The following is a 14,480-nucleotide window of genomic DNA, read 5'->3' as shown; positions in this document are numbered from 1 at the left end:
ATGCAGATACTCGATTGACGCAAGTCCGTGGAGCTGGGAGTACGTGGATGTTGACTGCGAAGGATTTGGTGTAGCCAGCTGCAACAAATGCACAATAATGTTCTATTTCTTTCAAATCGAAGATGATTTTGAAGCCGAAGCTGTGAGTGAAAGTTGTTTTTGCTCTGATCTTTGACATATGATTTGACATATGAATTGAGGAGGTGATTCGTATGGCTAAAAAGGTAGCGATATTGCTTGTCGTTTCGTTGATTTCGTCGGCGATGCTTTTTTCCGGTACTCTGTCCGGTTATCTTACGGAACGGATGGGCTGGACATACATCGCGAGCGGAAGCGATGTCGAAATGAGTATTTATCCACCGGAAGGAGTCAGCGCAATCGCAGATGAGCGTATTTTCTACGGACAAATCACAATCGGGGATTCAACTGTCAACATAGCGATCATGAACGTCGAGCCTCCGATCCTCTGGATCGACAGCGATTACGACGGCTGTTTCCTAAACAACATTCCGATAAAGGGACAATATAGAGGGACCGTTATCAATGAAAGCCGTACCTATAAATTCAGTCAACAGTTAAGGGTCGAATATCTTTCCAACGGGAATTCATCTTACATGACCCAGGATCTTGAAATTCACGCGATCCTTCCAAAAAAGGAAGGCGTCGAAGTCGACTACTTGCTCATGAGTAGAAGAGAAGGTTTGCTGGAAGTCGACGGAGAGCTTATCGAAATCGCCCTGTTTCCTACCGCGCCCGATGGCCTGGCCGATAAGATAGACGAAGTCTTCATCGGAATAGATCTGGACAGAGATGGAACTATAGACATGGTTCATAAGAATCACGAGCTTTTCGAAGCGACCAGCGTCATAAGAATCAACGACAAGAACTACAGAGTAAGCGAGATCAGCAGGGATGGCAGAAAAGTCACATTCGAGCAGGTCGATGAAGATGCCCAGAACAGGCCTCTGTTGAAAAAGGGTTCGATCGCACCTCTGTTCGAAGCCAGAGACGTATTTGGAGAGACCTTCTCTATGAGCGATTATCTCGGAAATCCCATCATCGTAGTCGTGACTTCAAAGACACCGCTTGAAGTTTTCAACGGCGGATTTCCATGCGCTACAGGTGATTGCGAAGATACTGGCAGAGAAGAGAAGAGGCTGAGAAGCCTTTTAAACGAGCTTGTCACATGGAACGAGTATTCCGCAAAACCAGAAATTGAGCTCTTATGGCTTTACTCCGGCGACGAGATCACTTCTGCAGACTCTCTTGAAGAATACTCCTGGTTACACCTGATTGCCGACAAATTGGCAGTGGAGCTTTACAGCACTCCGTTGTCGAACGGCATGTTCCTGATCTCTAAGGACGGTAGGATCGAGTATCTTGACGATTATGTCCTTCAGGCGGGAGACGGTCCGATTCCCACATATCCAGTTTTCAGAATTCCCACTTTCGGGCTTACCAGTTATATTTGGTTCAGGGAGTTCGTTTTTGACGAGTGATCCAGACCTGTTTATTCAGCAGAGGGTGCTTGCAAGAACTCTATCTTTCACACGAGTATCTGAATGTTACGGATACAAGAGCAAAGAGCATACTTTCAAATTGGTGTTCATAGTGTAGATAAAGAGTGCTAAATCACTTTGCTCGTTTCAGGTCGGATAAATTCGCATTTGGTATCGGGTAAGCAACGATATATCATTGAGATGCAAAGGATGTCCCCGCGTCCTGTTGCAAGTTGGTTCCAGACCCAAGGAACACAAGGAACAAGGGAGCCAACCTCCCTCCTGAAGAATTTTCCACCCCGAGGGCCGCCGATAGCGGCCCTTTTGTTGAAATGATCTCGTTTACATGCTAGAATAAATCTCGTTGGGCGACGTAGCCAAGGGGTCAAAGGCGGAGGTCTGCAAAATCTCTACTCAAGGGTTCAAATCCCTTCGTCGCCTCCAGGAGAGGGTAGATAAGCCCTCTCTTTTTCTATCTCCCTGACGATTCTGCTATAGACTTCCTCTCTGTTTTCAGGAGTGATTTCGATGCTCCCGACACCCATCGAAGCCTTAAGGTGTCCAATAAACGAGAAGTTGCCCTTTCTGAGAACACAGAGACAATGCCTTGCTCGTCGTAGAGAAGATACTACAGCTTGCTGGAACTCGGGGGAGTCTTCCTCGAGAAAACCTATCTCATCCATTATCAGAATATGATCGGACGGGATCTCCATAGTTCCAAGGAGTCTTGTCGCTGATGCGAACCCTTCTTCAACAATTCTCAATCGCCCGTTGTCTCTGCAGCCTATTAGAAACGAATTGCCATTAAAGAAATTGATGGATAGGTTGACAAGATCTTCGTCAAAGCGCGTCTCAAAACCTGTGAATTTGGCCAAGGACTTGACTCTTTCAAGTAGATAACTCTTTCCTGCATTTCTCTCCCCAGTTATGAAAAATTTCATAGGAATTCCCCCAACATTATCAAAGAAGCCTCACAAAGGCGGCAACTCAACAACCTACGCCTCCATAATACTCTATTTGCAATACGCATCAGTATACCTTAATGACTTGGTTCATACGCTCCATGCCTAATAAGCTTCAGAAGATCTTCTGTGTCTTATTTGTGAAGTGTGGTTCGCTTCTTCCAAAATCGAGAAACAAGTATGGACAATTAAGACGAATAAGGAGACTCGCTAGTTCTGTCGGGGTTAACCTTTTTCGAACTGAATCCATTGGATATGCTAAATGCTTCTAGATGGGGTAAAATAGTCGTTGAAGAGCGTCTCGGCGCTTCATGAGTCGAATGCAAAATATACAGAGTTTTGCGACTGACAACAGAACTGAGATCTCTTCGGTTTAAGTTTCGCAATTACTTTCTGTTACAGAATCGCTTCTAGCAGATGGTCATCTTTGGCGAAGCTACACTAAAGATCTGCATAGAGATCTCCTGGAGGTAGTGATGAAGGTTCTGCTATATTCCGAAGGTAAAAAGCTTTTCAGTAAGTCGGGCGTTGGAATAGCTCTCAAACATCAGATGTCTGCTCTTGACAAGGTGGGCGTTAAATACACGACTAATGAGGAAGACAGCTTTGACATCGTCCACATCAACACAATTGGACCCGGAGCAGAAAGAGTTCTCAAGAAATCGAAGAAGTTGGGGATTCCCATTATCTACCACACACATACAACCTATGAGGATTTCAGAAACTCGTTCACTCTTTCGAACGCGATTGCTCCTTGGCTAAGAAAAAGGTTGATTAAGCTGTATTCTTCGGCCGACTTCCTTATTTCGCCCACGGAGTATGCGAAGAAGTTAATCATGAACTACGGTATCACTCTGCCTATTAAGGCCGTTTCAAACGGTGTCGACAATAAGAAATTCACAAGAAGTAAATCTCTGGCAGAGAGCTTTCTTTCTGAAAACCACATCCGGAAACCCTTGGTCGTCTCTGTCGGGCTCCCTTTTGAAAGGAAGGGGGTAATAGATTTCTGCCAGATCGCCGATACAAGAAAGGATCTGACATTTTACTGGTTTGGAGCGAAGATAAGCAGTCTCCTGCCCGCAAAGATAAGGCGTCTTCTGAAGAATCCTCCGGATAACGTGAAGTTCCCCGGGTTCATTCCACAGGAGATGATTATCGGTCCATACTCTGCCTGTGATGTCTTCCTTTTTCCAAGCTATGAGGAAACTGAAGGGATTGTCGTTCTCGAGGCTCTGGCTACTGAAGCACCTATTGTCCTCAGAGACATTCCGGTTTACAGTGAATGGATGAAACACGAAGAGAACTGTCTCAAAGGCAAAGACAACCAGGAATTCATCAAACATATCGACAGACTGCTGGAAAGCAACAATCTCCGGAAGAAACTGTCTTCATGCGGAAAAGAGACCGCTTTGGAAAGGGATCTCTCGATAATCGGCCAAAAACTGAAAAACATCTATCTTGAGGTTCTTGATAAAAAGCAATGAAGAAATCGACCAGAAACTCTATGATCGCGATCGCATTGAGTATCCTGATCATACTGATTATTTTGCTGGTCACCGACTTCAGCAAGTCGATTTCGTATCTTTCTGCAGCCAAACCAGGATGGATTCTCCTGACCTTCTCTCTAACAGTTGGAACTTGGCTCTTTGAAGCGATAACTCTCAAGGTTTTTGCGTTAATGCGTAGCCTGTCGATTCCCTTCACCTATCTTTTCAAGATAACGGTAATCGGTACGTTCTTCAACGGGATTACTCCCTTCTCCTCTGGAGGCCAGCCGGCCCAAATAGTATTCATGCAGAGAAGGGGCATTTCGGTAGGTGAATCCACTGCAATGCTGGTCTCAAGGTTTCTGATTTATCAGTTCGTTATAACATTTCTTGGCGTAGCCGCAATTCTCAAGGCATATCCCCTAGTTGCCGGAAAGATTTCTAATCTTGCCATTCTGTCGATCTTCGGTTTCGCACTAAACAGCCTCGTTCTTGTCGTGCTCATCTTATTCTCACTGAGTCCCGGATTCACAGAAAAGCTCATTCGTCTTGTGATTGGCTTCCTCAGCAAAATCAAGATAGTCAAGGAAGAAAGAGAGTTGATAGAAAAAGCCATGAGAGAATTGCGCTTCTTTCACTCTTCCATGAAAGACTTGATAAGAAGGCCAGTTACTCTAGGCATCGCATCACTAAGTACCCTGGCTCAGCTGATCTGCATGATATCTATTCCCTATTTTGTGGCGCTTTCTATCGGAATTCCGGTGAATTATTTGGAAATTACCGCAGTCCAACTTATTCTGTTTCTTGTTGTTTCTTTGATTCCGACTCCCGGTGCAAGCGGAGTTTCTGAGGGCGGATACGTGCTCTTTTTCAAATCTTTCTTCGGAGAAGGAATCGGCGCCGCACTGCTGATTTGGAGATTCTTCAGCTACTTTGCTAACATCATCTTCGGAGGACTGCTCACGGCACACGAAATTGGTTTCAAGTCTAGATCTCGTTCCTGACAACCTTTTCATAGAGACTCACCGTTCTATCCACATTAGCTTCAGCAGAGAAGTCCCGAGAAATCTCAACGGAACGTTTCGACATTCTTTCCATGAGCTCTCTATCTCTAAGCAGCTCAATCGCCGCAGTAGATAACTCTTCTTTTGAGGGGCACATAAAACCATTTTCTCCATCTAGAACCATATTTGCAATGCTGTCATCCTTGTAAGCTACTACTGGCAGACCGGATGCCATGGCTTCAAGCGTTACCAAGCCGAAGGTCTCAGTGTGAGATGCAATCATGAACGCATTACTGCTCTTGTAGGCTAACGTAATCTCATCTGGCCACTTCAAGAAACCCGTGAAGTGAACTCTCTCACCAACACCCAAATTTCCTGCAAGTTCCTTCAGTTTGGCCTTCAGAGGTCCGTCTCCAACTAGCAGCAGATGTGAATCCTGCAGAGCTGTGTTTATCCTGGCGAAGTTCTCGATGAGTTTGTCTATACTCTTTTCTTCTCCCAGCCTGCCGACAAAGATCAGAACCTTCTCATTCTCGCCAATATTGTACTTGTTCCTGAACGATCTGATTTCATCAAAATCGACTTCTTTCATGAAAGGAGTCAGGTCAACGCCATTTGGAATGACCTCTATATGAGAAGAAACGCCGTAAGAGAGCAGCAGTTTCCTTATTTTGATCGAAGGTGCGATGACAGCTCTGTTCTTGTCGCAAAACCTTCTATCCTGACCTCTAATATACACTCTCAAAATAGGCTCCATAAAAGGAATATAGTGAACATACTCCTCCATCATTGTATGATAGGTCGTAACTCCGGGGATATGTAGATTCGAGATTACGAGACCGGACAGGTAGCCGACTATCAGTGATGTATGCGAGTGTACAACATCGATGTCGAGGCTCTTCACAATTTGAATGAGTTCTTTGAAGTTCGTTGGAAGGCCAATTCTATGTTGCTTCTCCCACGGAAATCTCAGCGAAGGAACACGGTAAACGTTCTCCTGAATGCCGGCCTCGGGGTGATCCACTGTGAAAATGTAGACATTGTGTCCTCTTTTCTGAAGATTTTCCTCAAGCATCCTGATCATGGTTACCACTCCGTTAACCTGAGGAGAATAAGTATCACTGAACATCGCTATGTTCATCATATGCCTCCAAACGTCTTGACACCAATTGTCTTCTGCTTTATAATCTTTACTGTCTTGGGAGATCGTCCAATTGGTAGGACAGCGGACTCTGGATCCGCCGATGGAGGTTCGAGTCCTCCTCTCCCAGCCAGGGGCCGAGAGGCCCTATTTCTTTGCACTGGCAATTGCAAGTAAAGTGATCTCCTTGACACCGCCTTCTCTTAGAACTCTAGCACACTGACTTGCAGTTGCACCGCTTGTAACCACATCATCGAAAAGAATAACCGAGGTGCTTCTTGGTTTCTTCCTCAAGAAGAACTTATCTCTAACATTATCTATCCTGTCCTGCATCTTCAGTGTTGACTGCGGGACAGTCTTTCCAGAAATCGACAGAACATTGTCGATCTTAATATCGATCGTTCTTGCAAGATGCCGGAGAATCCTCAGATTGGTGTCAAAACCTCTCCTAATGAACGCCTGCAAAGATGTTGGAACCGGGACGATTACATCTGTAGATGGAGCAAAGACATCTATCATTTCGAAGACAATCTTTGCGAAAAGGCGAGCGACGCCGGGCCTATCTCCAAACTTGTAAGCGCGAATAAGCTCTTTCATTGGGCTTTCATACTTCCAATAAGAATGAGCCGAGTCTATGTTCAAGACCTCAACGGGAGCCATTATCGGACCTCTAATAGAAGTCAAACAGTCTTTGCAGAGGTAGTCATTGGGGTCGATTTCCCTTTCGCAGACCAAACAGTAATTGGGTAAGAAATAAGAGATGACTGACTTCAGCATCAGATCCACTTCTCCCTCTTGAGTCTTCTAAGCTCACGCAGAATCCGGTTACTGGCAATAGCTTGAACATTCGTTCCTGCCGGAAGAGAAGCCAAGAGCTTTTTCGAATATACTCTGTTAGGGTCGACTATTCTCTTGTCAATGACAATCACGACTCCGTGATCGTTCCTTGTCCTTATGAGTCTGCCAAGGCCCTGTCGGAATGCCGTTATCATCTTTGGATAATAGTACTTGTTCATACCTTCCACGAAACTCCTCTTCCCGTAATGCTTTATTCTAGCCTCAATTAGCGGTTCATCTGGTCTTTCAAAGGGGAGCTTGTATACTATCAATAGTCTAAGCTGTTCGCCAGGAAGATCTACACCCTCCCAGAATGCTCTTGCTCCGAAAATCACGGACTTCTCTGAATTCACGTGGTCTGCAAGAATAGTAGTCGGACTGTCCTCCCTATCTTGAATGTGAATCGACATATCGCCAAGTCTGCCGGAGATTCTGGAGAGAGTCCATTTCATGTCTTCGTAAGAAGTGAAGAGCACCATTGAACCACCTCCTACTATATTCAAGGCGTTGAGCGTTATATCCGACGCACTTTCGAGATACGTGAGCGAATTCGGAAAATAGTCCGGCAGATCGACTGGGACGAAGAACTTCAGCTGCTGCGTATAATCAAATGAAGTTCCGAGCCTAACAGCTTCATTGTTGCTGCTAGTTCCCAATATTCTTCTGGCATAATTGAAGCCATCACTGCCCCTGCTGTATACCCACAGAGTCGCAGAGATGAAAATCTTGACGCTCACGTCGGGGAAGATCGATGCCATCAAGGTATCGTTTTCGACAGGCGAGGAGATTATGCTGAGATTATCGGGGCGCCTTTCTAATCGGTTTACATATATAACCCTCGACTCCTGCGAAGAAGTGATACCCGCTATCTGTTTCATCCATTCCCTTGTTTCAGTTAGAATCCTGCTCACTTCAGCTTCTAAACCATCTATCTTTTCATTTCTATCCTCTACATCATCCAGCATCTGCATCGTCTGAGTGCCAATATAAACATGTGTCTGAAGAGTATCGGAAATTTTTGTGAGCAAAGGTATCATCACTTCGAGTTCTTTTCCAGTGAATGTTATCCGACTTCCAGATTCAGGACTGCCAGTAACTCTAACTAGCTCCGTGCTCTGCTTGTCCAGATTAGCGGTTGCTTCTTTGAGCTTTGCCCACAATTTTCTCAGAAATCCCTCGTCAAAGTGCCTCTTCAGAAATCCAAAGGAATCCCTTACCGTCTTTATGAGTCTTCTCACAGTGCCGGCCAGCTCGTACGGCTCAAAGCGGTAGCTCATGGCCTGTGTCAATGAAGCCTCGAGCTCATGTGCCTCATCTACAACGAGATATTTGAATCTCGGGAGAAGTGTCCCGATATCTTCTCGCTCTTCGGCGTCTCCGTCGGAAAGTCTTATGTTTGCTTCGCTGAAGAGAAAGGAATGATTCGTGATAACTATGTCGGAGCTTTTCGCGTTTTCTCTCTGGACGTAGTAAGGGCAGATCTCGAAGAAAGGGCAGAGTCGTCTGGTGCAGTCGAATCTGTTTCCAGAAATCATTCTTCTCATCTCTTCTTTTATTGGAAGCGGGTCGAGATCTCCTTCACCAGTGATCATTGACCAGATGAGTATTCCTGAAAGCTCCTTTGACATTTCTTCATCCAACATCTTGTTGAGAGCAAGGTTCACAACCTCAAAGAGCTTTCTGGCACAAAGATACCTTTCTCTACCCTTCATAACCGAAACACGAAGATCATCAAGGTTAGGAAAGGTCTTCAGTATCTCCACATCTTTCTTGAAGAGCTGATCTTGAAGAATTCTTGTTCTAGTTGAGACAACAGCCTGATTCATAGTCGAAATACAGGCGTATGCAACCGGTGCCAGGTATGCAATGCTCTTTCCAGTTCCAGTACCGACCTCGATCATTAAATTACTGTCTCTTTCAATTGACTCAGCGATTTCGAGAGCAGTCATGAACTGCTCTTGTCTGAATTCGTATCCCTTCATTGAATCCTGAAGGAGTCCACCCTCGCTGAATACTAGTTTTACAGTCTTCTGAAGATTGATCCTGGGATTGCCTCTTTCTCTTCTTTCGTTTCTCTTGAGAGCGGAAAGCACATAATCCTCCCACGGATCTAGAAACTCGCTTTCCCTAAGTGCAAGAAGAAGGAAGTTCCTCAGTCCGCCGTTTTCTAAGATCTTTCCGACTATAGACGAGAGCCCTGCCGGCATTTTCTCAATAGCCTTTCTGTACTGAAGGATCCTAGTCTTGAGATCCTTAGACTCCGACTGAAAAAGAAAGCTTCTCAAATATCCTTCATCAATTGCTATCTTTTGTAAATACTCGCTATCCACCGGCCCGTCAATGAAAACACAGTCTTCACCCCTCTCTGAAAAGAATGAAGGAAGGTCTTCTATTTTCATTGAGACGAATGGAGAATTCTGAGAAACTCGTCTCAAGCTAATTTTTGTCTTTGCGTTCCGTTTGAAAATATTGCCTAGCAGAATCTCTCCCAAGAAGCACCTCGAAAGAAAAAACCGGGTTACAAACCCGGTTTAGTGGTGCCGAGGGCGGGACTTGAACCCGCATAGGCTAAACTGCCCACATGGACCTCAACCATGCGTGTCTGCCAATTCCACCACCTCGGCAACTTCACACGTCAAAAATTATAACTTGACCGGATTCCTTTGTCAAGAAGCAAATAGCGAGAATGCTTTATATAAGCATATCAAAACCGAGTTCAGAGAGCTCTTCTTGAATTATATATCTGTCGATAATCGCGTTCTCGTATTCAACTTCAATTACTCCACTCGCAACATCTGCCTGGGCCTTAACTATTCCGTCCAGAAGCCTGAGTCTCGCTACAATCTTCTCCGCATCGTTCTCCGAAATCTCGTTTCTTATTTGAAAAAGCCTTATTACCCTGGGCATTTCTATCCCCCCAATATAATCCCTTCACTGATGAGTCGCCCGCTTAACGCATCCTTCGGCCTCATAGGCTTCTTGCCCGGGAACTGTACTAAGGATATAATAACATTTTCGGCACCGCAGCTTACAATCATTCCTCGGTCATCGATCTTGACTATTTCTCCGACAATACCTTTTCCCTCATTTCTACATTTTAGGCTGGCTCCGAAAACCTTTGCTATCCTTCCCTCAACGCTCACCCTCGCTCCAGGCTGTGGATCGTACGCCCTAATCTTGTTAACCACTTTCGCAGCATCCGATAAGTCGGAAATTACGAGATCCTCAGGCTGGATCTTTGGAGCAAAAGAAGGAATTCCATCTTGTGGAGCGAGTTCCAACCTTCCCTCTTTCACCCTCTCCAAAAAATGGACCAGCGTCTTTTTCCCGAGTTCTGCCAGCTTCAAATAGAGCGAGCCAAAACTGTCTGATGGATGGATTTCAAGCTCCCTCTTCAGAGCGATCGCTCCCGTATCCATTCCTTCATCAATCTTGAATATCGTTATGCCCGTCTTCGTCTCTCCATTTTCTATTGCTCGCTGAATCGGGGCTGCACCTCTATATTTTGGCAGAAGAGAAGCATGGACGTTGAAACAACCGATGGTTGGGAGGTTTATCACACCCGATTTAAGAAGTTTTCCAAATGCGACAACCACAATAATATCTGGAGATAGCTCCGAAAGTTTTTCGAACCCTTCATCTGAATTGATCTTTTCAGGCTGAAAAACTGGTATTCCGTAGTTGGTCGCGACTGTCTTTACAGGGGTGGGTTCTACTTTTTGACCCCTCCCCTTCGGCCTGTCAGGCTGTGAAAAGACTCCTGCCACCTTGTTCCCCGATTCGACAATTTCCTTGAGATGAGCGGCTGCAAATTCAGGAGTTCCCATGAATACGATCTTCATTTATCTGGTGCTTTCCTTAATGATCTGATTCAATTTCGGTTTCAGCATCGCTCTTTTTGACGCAGAAAGATAGTCAACAAATAGTACTCCTTCAAGATGATCGCTCTCGTGTTGCACTATTCTCGCAGGATATTCCGTCAAATCCTCTTCGTGGTGCTGTCCATATTCATCCTGATAATGAATCCGAACCGCGGAGGGCCTGTCGATATCCGCGTAGATTCCAGGTATGCTAAGGCAACCCTCTTCCATCTTGACTATCTCATCACTCTTGGAAAGAATTTCCGGGTTAATGACTACCCTCAATCCGTCTCCAGGATCGTAAACAAAAATCCTTCGTGACACTGCCACTTGCGGTGCCGCAAGACCCACACCGTCCTCAACGTACATTGTCTTGCTTAACTCTTTCACAAAAGCTCTGAGATCATCGTCGAAAACTTCGACACTTTCGGAAACATTCCGAAGTATGGGGTTTCCGATATAAATAACTTTCATTCCGACCACCCTTCCGAAATCTCCTTCAATTCATCAAAATACTTCTTATCGGTCATAATGGCGTGGAGAGGTGTTATCGACACGAAGTTGGACTTTACTGCATTGAAATCACAATCAGTAGAACATTCATCTTCAACTACCTCTCCGAATATCCAGTAGTAGTTGTTTCCATAGGGATCCTTTCTCTTTTCGAAATAATCCTTATATCTTCTTCTGCTCTGTCTGGTCACTTTCCAACCCTTCAGCTCCTCGTACTTGATTGAAGGAACATTTATATTGAGAGCCGTGAAGTCCGGCATCTTACTGACATCGTAGATTTTGAGAAAATTAACCATGAATCTAGCCGCGGTTTCGTACTCGGGGTTACTCCAGTCGCTACTAGAAACCGCAATAGACGGAGTGTCAGTTACCGCACCCTCAAGAGCACCTGAAACTGTCCCGGAATAAAGAACATCTATTCCCATATTCTGCCCTTTGTTTACCCCGCTTATCACCAGATCTATCTTCCTATCTGAAATCGCCAGCAGTCCGAGCTTAACGCAATCTGCCGGGGTACCATTGATTGCATAGCCGATGTTTTTATTACCAACTTTTACTTCCTTGGCCCACAACGGAGTTCTGATTGTTATCGCATGTCCAGTCGCGCTTCTTTCAACGTCAGGCGCAACCACAAGGACTTCATGATCTTCAGAAAGCGCTTCGGCGAGCAGAATAATTCCGGGCGACATGATTCCATCATCGTTTGTAACCAGGATATTCAATATTCGTGCCTCCTTTCAACTATTTCGAACAAATCATCTTGTATACTTATTTTACATTATGCATCAAAACTTTTCTTTTTCACTCTAGGAGAGAAATATGAATCTTACAGAGCTTATGGAACGCATTCCACATTTGAGAGAAATCCTCAACATCGTTAGGGAAGCCTTCAAAGACTATGATGACCCTGCTCATGATATTTCGCACACTTTCAGGGTAATGGAGAATGCGAGCGAAATAGCTTCTCGGGAGAAGTGTGACCTTCAAAAGGCGATAATAGCCGCACTACTTCATGACATAAAGAGGCCTCACGAAGCTCTTACCGGAGTCGATCATGCTGAATCCGGTGCGGAATATGCTTCAGGACTTCTACCGACAATGGGTTTTGACATTTCGTTTGTCGCGGAAGTCTCAAAGGCTATTAGGTCTCACAGATACTCCGGTGGCTTAACACCTACCAGTCTGACGGGAAAGATCCTCCAGGATGCAGACAGACTAGACGCAATAGGTGCGGTAGCGATAGCAAGAGTCTTTTCCTATTCCGGAAAGACCGGAACTCCTCTTCACTCTCTCCAATTCAGTCCGCGCAGCTCTTATAGCGGCAATTCGCGTAGTTCTATAAATCACTTTCACGAGAAGATACTTAAGATAAGACCGGAGACTTTCTGGACGGAAACTGCAAGAAAAATGGCTGAGGACCGCTACAGTTTCGTTGTGGAATTTGTGCAGAGGTTCCTAGCCGAATGGGGACAAATCTAAACTTCAGTACCTAATCTCGAAGCTCTTGAACGACTTGAAGGGGAGCTCTTCAATTTCTGTCCTTGTGATGCTGGCATAGGATGGACCCCTATCTATTCTTTCAACGAAAGCATCAATTTCTTCATCACATCCGGAACAAAGGATCTCTACACTTCCATCGGGCTCGTTCCTCACAAAACCCGTTACACCTAGAGACGTGGCGGTGTGAAGGGCAAAGTACCTGAAACCAACGCCCTGCACACGCCCAAAGACTCTGATCCTAAGAGTCTTCTTACAGGCCAAGCTCTTCACCTATCAAAACTATCGTATAGCGCCATGGCCTTCTTCTCGAATCGATAATTATTGAGTACATTTCGCATATTCTTTCTTCGCTGCTGCAGTCGGAGCAGAATCCGGTTGTCGCGCAGGGAGTATGCAGGTTCAGCCTCTTTGCATTCATCGGCGCTATCGACTTGATTCTTTTGATACCTGCGTCCAGATCTTCCACGACTTTGTTTATTCCGGCAACAAAAATCACCTTTTCAGGCCCAAACGTCACTGCAGCGGCCCTGTTGCCGCTCCCATCCAGCAGAAGAATCTCTCCATTCTCTGTGATAGCATTCGCGCTACAGAGATAATAGTCGGACTCAAATGCCTTGATCATGATCTTTCTTCTCTCTTTATCTTCAGAAACCGAGTCTCTGTCAAGAAATTCATATTTCCCCGATCTCAGCAAATCCATTACTCCCGTTTCCTGAAGCGTCACCGATCCTCCTGAACTGACGGTAGCTCCATCGGGAATCAGTTTATGAACTTCTTCGACTACCATTTCTATATCTGGAAGGTAAATCACTCTCACGGATTTGCTTTCAAAGACTTTTTTGAGTTTCTGTGCCAGTTTTTCATTCTTCCATCGTCTAAGACTGTTCCTCATCACGAACTCCCTTCTTTGAGAGAAATCTGCTTTTATAAGCTCTCCGCAGTAATAGCTCGAGCTCCTTCTAGAACGTAATGATCTCGGCTCCACGCTCCACGTATGTTGCGAGCGGAACGTGGTTCCTCATATCTCCATTCAGAGGAAGACCCTCTTTCTCTACAATCTCAAGGACGCCCATCATTTTCGAACAACCATAGCATACGGCCTTTATGAGGCCCCTTTTCTTCGTTTCGATGTAAATCTCATGAACAGGATCTTTCTCATTTGTAATCTCTTTCATGAGACTGGGAGATTCTCCCTCCATTACGACAGATACGGCAAATCCCTTTTCTGACATGTCGAGAGCATTCAGCAAAGCATGAAGAAAACAGGATTTCTTCCCTTCAAAAGCCAGTATCAGTACTTCATGTGCCATTCATTCACCTCCAAGCAATTTGTTAAGCTTCATCGCAAAGGCCAGATCGCCCGATACCCTCAAACTCCCAGTCATGAAAGCCGTCAGAGGATTCACAGCTCCTTCAATCAGTCCTTCAAAGGTCGCAAAATCTGTGCGTATTGAGCAATCCGAAGGTCGTTCTTCTTCAAAAACCTCTAGCCTGCCATCGCAGATCTCAACAGTGAATCTCTGTGGATCACCTCCTTCAATAAAGAACGAGTATTTTCCGCTAATCTCCGAAAGCCTCTCAGCTTCCAATCCTTTGATCTTCTCAATAGCTTTCCTGACTGTCATCAGACTACCTCCCTGGCATCACTTTACATACAAAGTCTATCATCTTGTTGTA

General features: G+C 45.2%; 16 protein-coding genes and 3 tRNA genes. 6 read left to right on the top strand and 13 right to left on the bottom strand.

From position 1 onward, the window contains the following. Positions 1–212 precede the first annotated feature (212 nt). Positions 213–1,499, top strand: coding sequence for a peroxiredoxin (locus Y697_RS12890; protein ID WP_121552182.1), 1,287 nt, complete (start codon positions 213–215; stop codon positions 1,497–1,499). Between the two features lie 367 nt (positions 1,500–1,866). Beyond that, a tRNA-Cys gene (locus Y697_RS12885) sits at positions 1,867–1,943 on the top strand. Here the strand turns inward: Y697_RS12885 and Y697_RS12880 are convergent. Next, the gene (locus Y697_RS12880) at positions 1,922–2,440 is read right to left on the bottom strand and encodes a nucleoside-triphosphatase (RefSeq protein ID WP_121552180.1); all 519 of its coding nucleotides are present in this window, start codon (positions 2,438–2,440) and stop codon (positions 1,922–1,924) included. The two genes, Y697_RS12885 and Y697_RS12880, sit on opposite strands and share 22 nt — an antisense overlap. A 497-nt stretch (positions 2,441–2,937) precedes the next feature. On the opposite strand from Y697_RS12880, the gene Y697_RS12875 reads away from it, so the two are divergent. Together Y697_RS12875 and Y697_RS12870 are read left to right on the top strand one after the other, a co-directional pair. Further along, positions 2,938–3,945, top strand: coding sequence for a glycosyltransferase (locus Y697_RS12875; RefSeq protein ID WP_121552178.1), 1,008 nt, complete (start codon positions 2,938–2,940; stop codon positions 3,943–3,945). Then, a complete protein-coding gene (locus tag Y697_RS12870) occupies positions 3,942–4,952 on the top strand; it encodes a lysylphosphatidylglycerol synthase transmembrane domain-containing protein (protein ID WP_121552176.1) in 1,011 nt (336 codons plus the stop codon). Before Y697_RS12875 ends, Y697_RS12870 begins: the two co-directional genes overlap by 4 nt. Here Y697_RS12870 and Y697_RS12865 read toward each other — a convergent pair. Then, positions 4,936–6,093, bottom strand: a complete 1,158-nt coding sequence (locus Y697_RS12865; RefSeq protein WP_121552174.1) for a glycosyltransferase family 4 protein — start codon at positions 6,091–6,093, stop codon at positions 4,936–4,938. The two genes, Y697_RS12870 and Y697_RS12865, sit on opposite strands and share 17 nt — an antisense overlap. Positions 6,094–6,151: 58 nt before the next feature. On the opposite strand from Y697_RS12865, the gene Y697_RS12860 reads away from it, so the two are divergent. Then, a tRNA-Gln gene (locus tag Y697_RS12860) sits at positions 6,152–6,226 on the top strand. Between the two features lie 14 nt (positions 6,227–6,240). On the opposite strand, the gene Y697_RS12855 is transcribed toward Y697_RS12860, so the two are convergent. From Y697_RS12855 to surE, 7 genes are all read right to left on the bottom strand, one after another. Next, complete coding sequence (locus Y697_RS12855) at positions 6,241–6,828, bottom strand: ComF family protein (RefSeq protein ID WP_259462565.1); 588 nt, start codon at positions 6,826–6,828, stop codon at positions 6,241–6,243. 41 nt (positions 6,829–6,869) lie between these two features. Further along, the gene (locus tag Y697_RS12850) at positions 6,870–9,329 is read right to left on the bottom strand and encodes an ATP-dependent DNA helicase (RefSeq protein ID WP_259462564.1); all 2,460 of its coding nucleotides are present in this window, start codon (positions 9,327–9,329) and stop codon (positions 6,870–6,872) included. A gap of 136 nt (positions 9,330–9,465) precedes the next feature. After that, positions 9,466–9,554: transfer RNA gene (locus Y697_RS12845), tRNA-Leu, on the bottom strand. A gap of 67 nt (positions 9,555–9,621) precedes the next feature. Next, positions 9,622–9,837 (bottom strand): heavy-metal-associated domain-containing protein, encoded by a 216-nt coding sequence (locus Y697_RS12840; RefSeq protein WP_121552171.1) that lies wholly within the window; start codon positions 9,835–9,837, stop codon positions 9,622–9,624. A gap of 2 nt (positions 9,838–9,839) precedes the next feature. Continuing rightward, complete coding sequence (gene fmt, locus Y697_RS12835; RefSeq protein WP_121552169.1) at positions 9,840–10,772, bottom strand: methionyl-tRNA formyltransferase; 933 nt, start codon at positions 10,770–10,772, stop codon at positions 9,840–9,842. Beyond that, positions 10,773–11,264, bottom strand: a complete 492-nt coding sequence (gene def, locus Y697_RS12830) for a peptide deformylase (RefSeq protein WP_121552168.1) — start codon at positions 11,262–11,264, stop codon at positions 10,773–10,775. Continuing rightward, on the bottom strand, positions 11,261–12,025 hold the full coding sequence (gene surE / locus Y697_RS12825; RefSeq protein ID WP_121552166.1) for a 5'/3'-nucleotidase SurE: 765 nt from the start codon (positions 12,023–12,025) through the stop codon (positions 11,261–11,263). Before surE ends, def begins: the two co-directional genes overlap by 4 nt. A gap of 97 nt (positions 12,026–12,122) precedes the next feature. Here surE and Y697_RS12820 point away from each other — a divergent pair, with 97 nt between their 5' ends. Then, positions 12,123–12,782: an HD domain-containing protein gene (locus Y697_RS12820; RefSeq protein WP_121552164.1), complete on the top strand. Its 660-nt coding sequence runs from the start codon at positions 12,123–12,125 to the stop codon at positions 12,780–12,782. A gap of 3 nt (positions 12,783–12,785) precedes the next feature. Here the strand turns inward: Y697_RS12820 and Y697_RS12815 are convergent, their stop codons facing one another. The 4 genes from Y697_RS12815 to Y697_RS12800 form a co-directional block, all read right to left on the bottom strand. Further along, positions 12,786–13,064, bottom strand: coding sequence for an acylphosphatase (locus Y697_RS12815; RefSeq protein ID WP_121552163.1), 279 nt, complete (start codon positions 13,062–13,064; stop codon positions 12,786–12,788). Continuing rightward, entirely contained in the window at positions 13,054–13,695 is a 642-nt protein-coding gene (locus tag Y697_RS12810; protein WP_121552161.1) for a lactate utilization protein, read from the bottom strand. Before Y697_RS12810 ends, Y697_RS12815 begins: the two co-directional genes overlap by 11 nt. Positions 13,696–13,762: 67 nt before the next feature. Next, positions 13,763–14,113 (bottom strand): hypothetical protein, encoded by a 351-nt coding sequence (locus Y697_RS12805; RefSeq protein ID WP_121552159.1) that lies wholly within the window; start codon positions 14,111–14,113, stop codon positions 13,763–13,765. Continuing rightward, positions 14,114–14,428 carry an SCP2 sterol-binding domain-containing protein gene (locus Y697_RS12800; RefSeq protein WP_121552157.1) on the bottom strand — a complete coding sequence of 105 codons (315 nt, stop codon included), beginning with the start codon at positions 14,426–14,428 and terminating at the stop codon, positions 14,114–14,116. It lies immediately after the preceding gene. Between the last annotated feature and the right edge of the window lie 52 nt (positions 14,429–14,480).

Origin of the sequence: Mesotoga sp. BH458_6_3_2_1 (assembly GCF_003664995.1) — a bacterium.
Classification (GTDB): Bacteria; Thermotogota; Thermotogae; order Petrotogales; family Kosmotogaceae; genus Mesotoga.
Note: the sequence above shows the minus strand (reverse complement) of the source record. Positions and strands in the feature narration are given on the sequence as shown.

Bases quoted from the DNA above. Each gene is read 5' to 3' on its own strand.
- def (WP_121552168.1), bottom strand. From the start codon at position 11,264: ATGAAAGTTATTTATATCGGAAACCCCATACTTCGGAATGTTTCCGAA.
- Y697_RS12810 (WP_121552161.1), bottom strand. From the start codon at position 13,695: ATGAGGAACAGTCTTAGACGATGGAAGAATGAAAAACTGGCACAGAAA.
- Y697_RS12870 (WP_121552176.1), top strand. From the start codon at position 3,942: ATGAAGAAATCGACCAGAAACTCTATGATCGCGATCGCATTGAGTATC.
- Y697_RS12865 (WP_121552174.1), bottom strand. From the start codon at position 6,093: ATGAACATAGCGATGTTCAGTGATACTTATTCTCCTCAGGTTAACGGA.
- Y697_RS12880 (WP_121552180.1), bottom strand. From the start codon at position 2,440: ATGAAATTTTTCATAACTGGGGAGAGAAATGCAGGAAAGAGTTATCTA.
- Y697_RS12875 (WP_121552178.1), top strand. From the start codon at position 2,938: ATGAAGGTTCTGCTATATTCCGAAGGTAAAAAGCTTTTCAGTAAGTCG.
- fmt (WP_121552169.1), bottom strand. From the start codon at position 10,772: ATGAAGATCGTATTCATGGGAACTCCTGAATTTGCAGCCGCTCATCTC.
- Y697_RS12805 (WP_121552159.1), bottom strand. From the start codon at position 14,113: ATGGCACATGAAGTACTGATACTGGCTTTTGAAGGGAAGAAATCCTGT.
- Y697_RS12820 (WP_121552164.1), top strand. From the start codon at position 12,123: ATGAATCTTACAGAGCTTATGGAACGCATTCCACATTTGAGAGAAATC.
- Y697_RS12850 (WP_259462564.1), bottom strand. From the start codon at position 9,329: ATGAAAATAGAAGACCTTCCTTCATTCTTTTCAGAGAGGGGTGAAGAC.
- Y697_RS12840 (WP_121552171.1), bottom strand. From the start codon at position 9,837: ATGCCCAGGGTAATAAGGCTTTTTCAAATAAGAAACGAGATTTCGGAG.
- Y697_RS12800 (WP_121552157.1), bottom strand. From the start codon at position 14,428: ATGACAGTCAGGAAAGCTATTGAGAAGATCAAAGGATTGGAAGCTGAG.
- Y697_RS12890 (WP_121552182.1), top strand. From the start codon at position 213: ATGGCTAAAAAGGTAGCGATATTGCTTGTCGTTTCGTTGATTTCGTCG.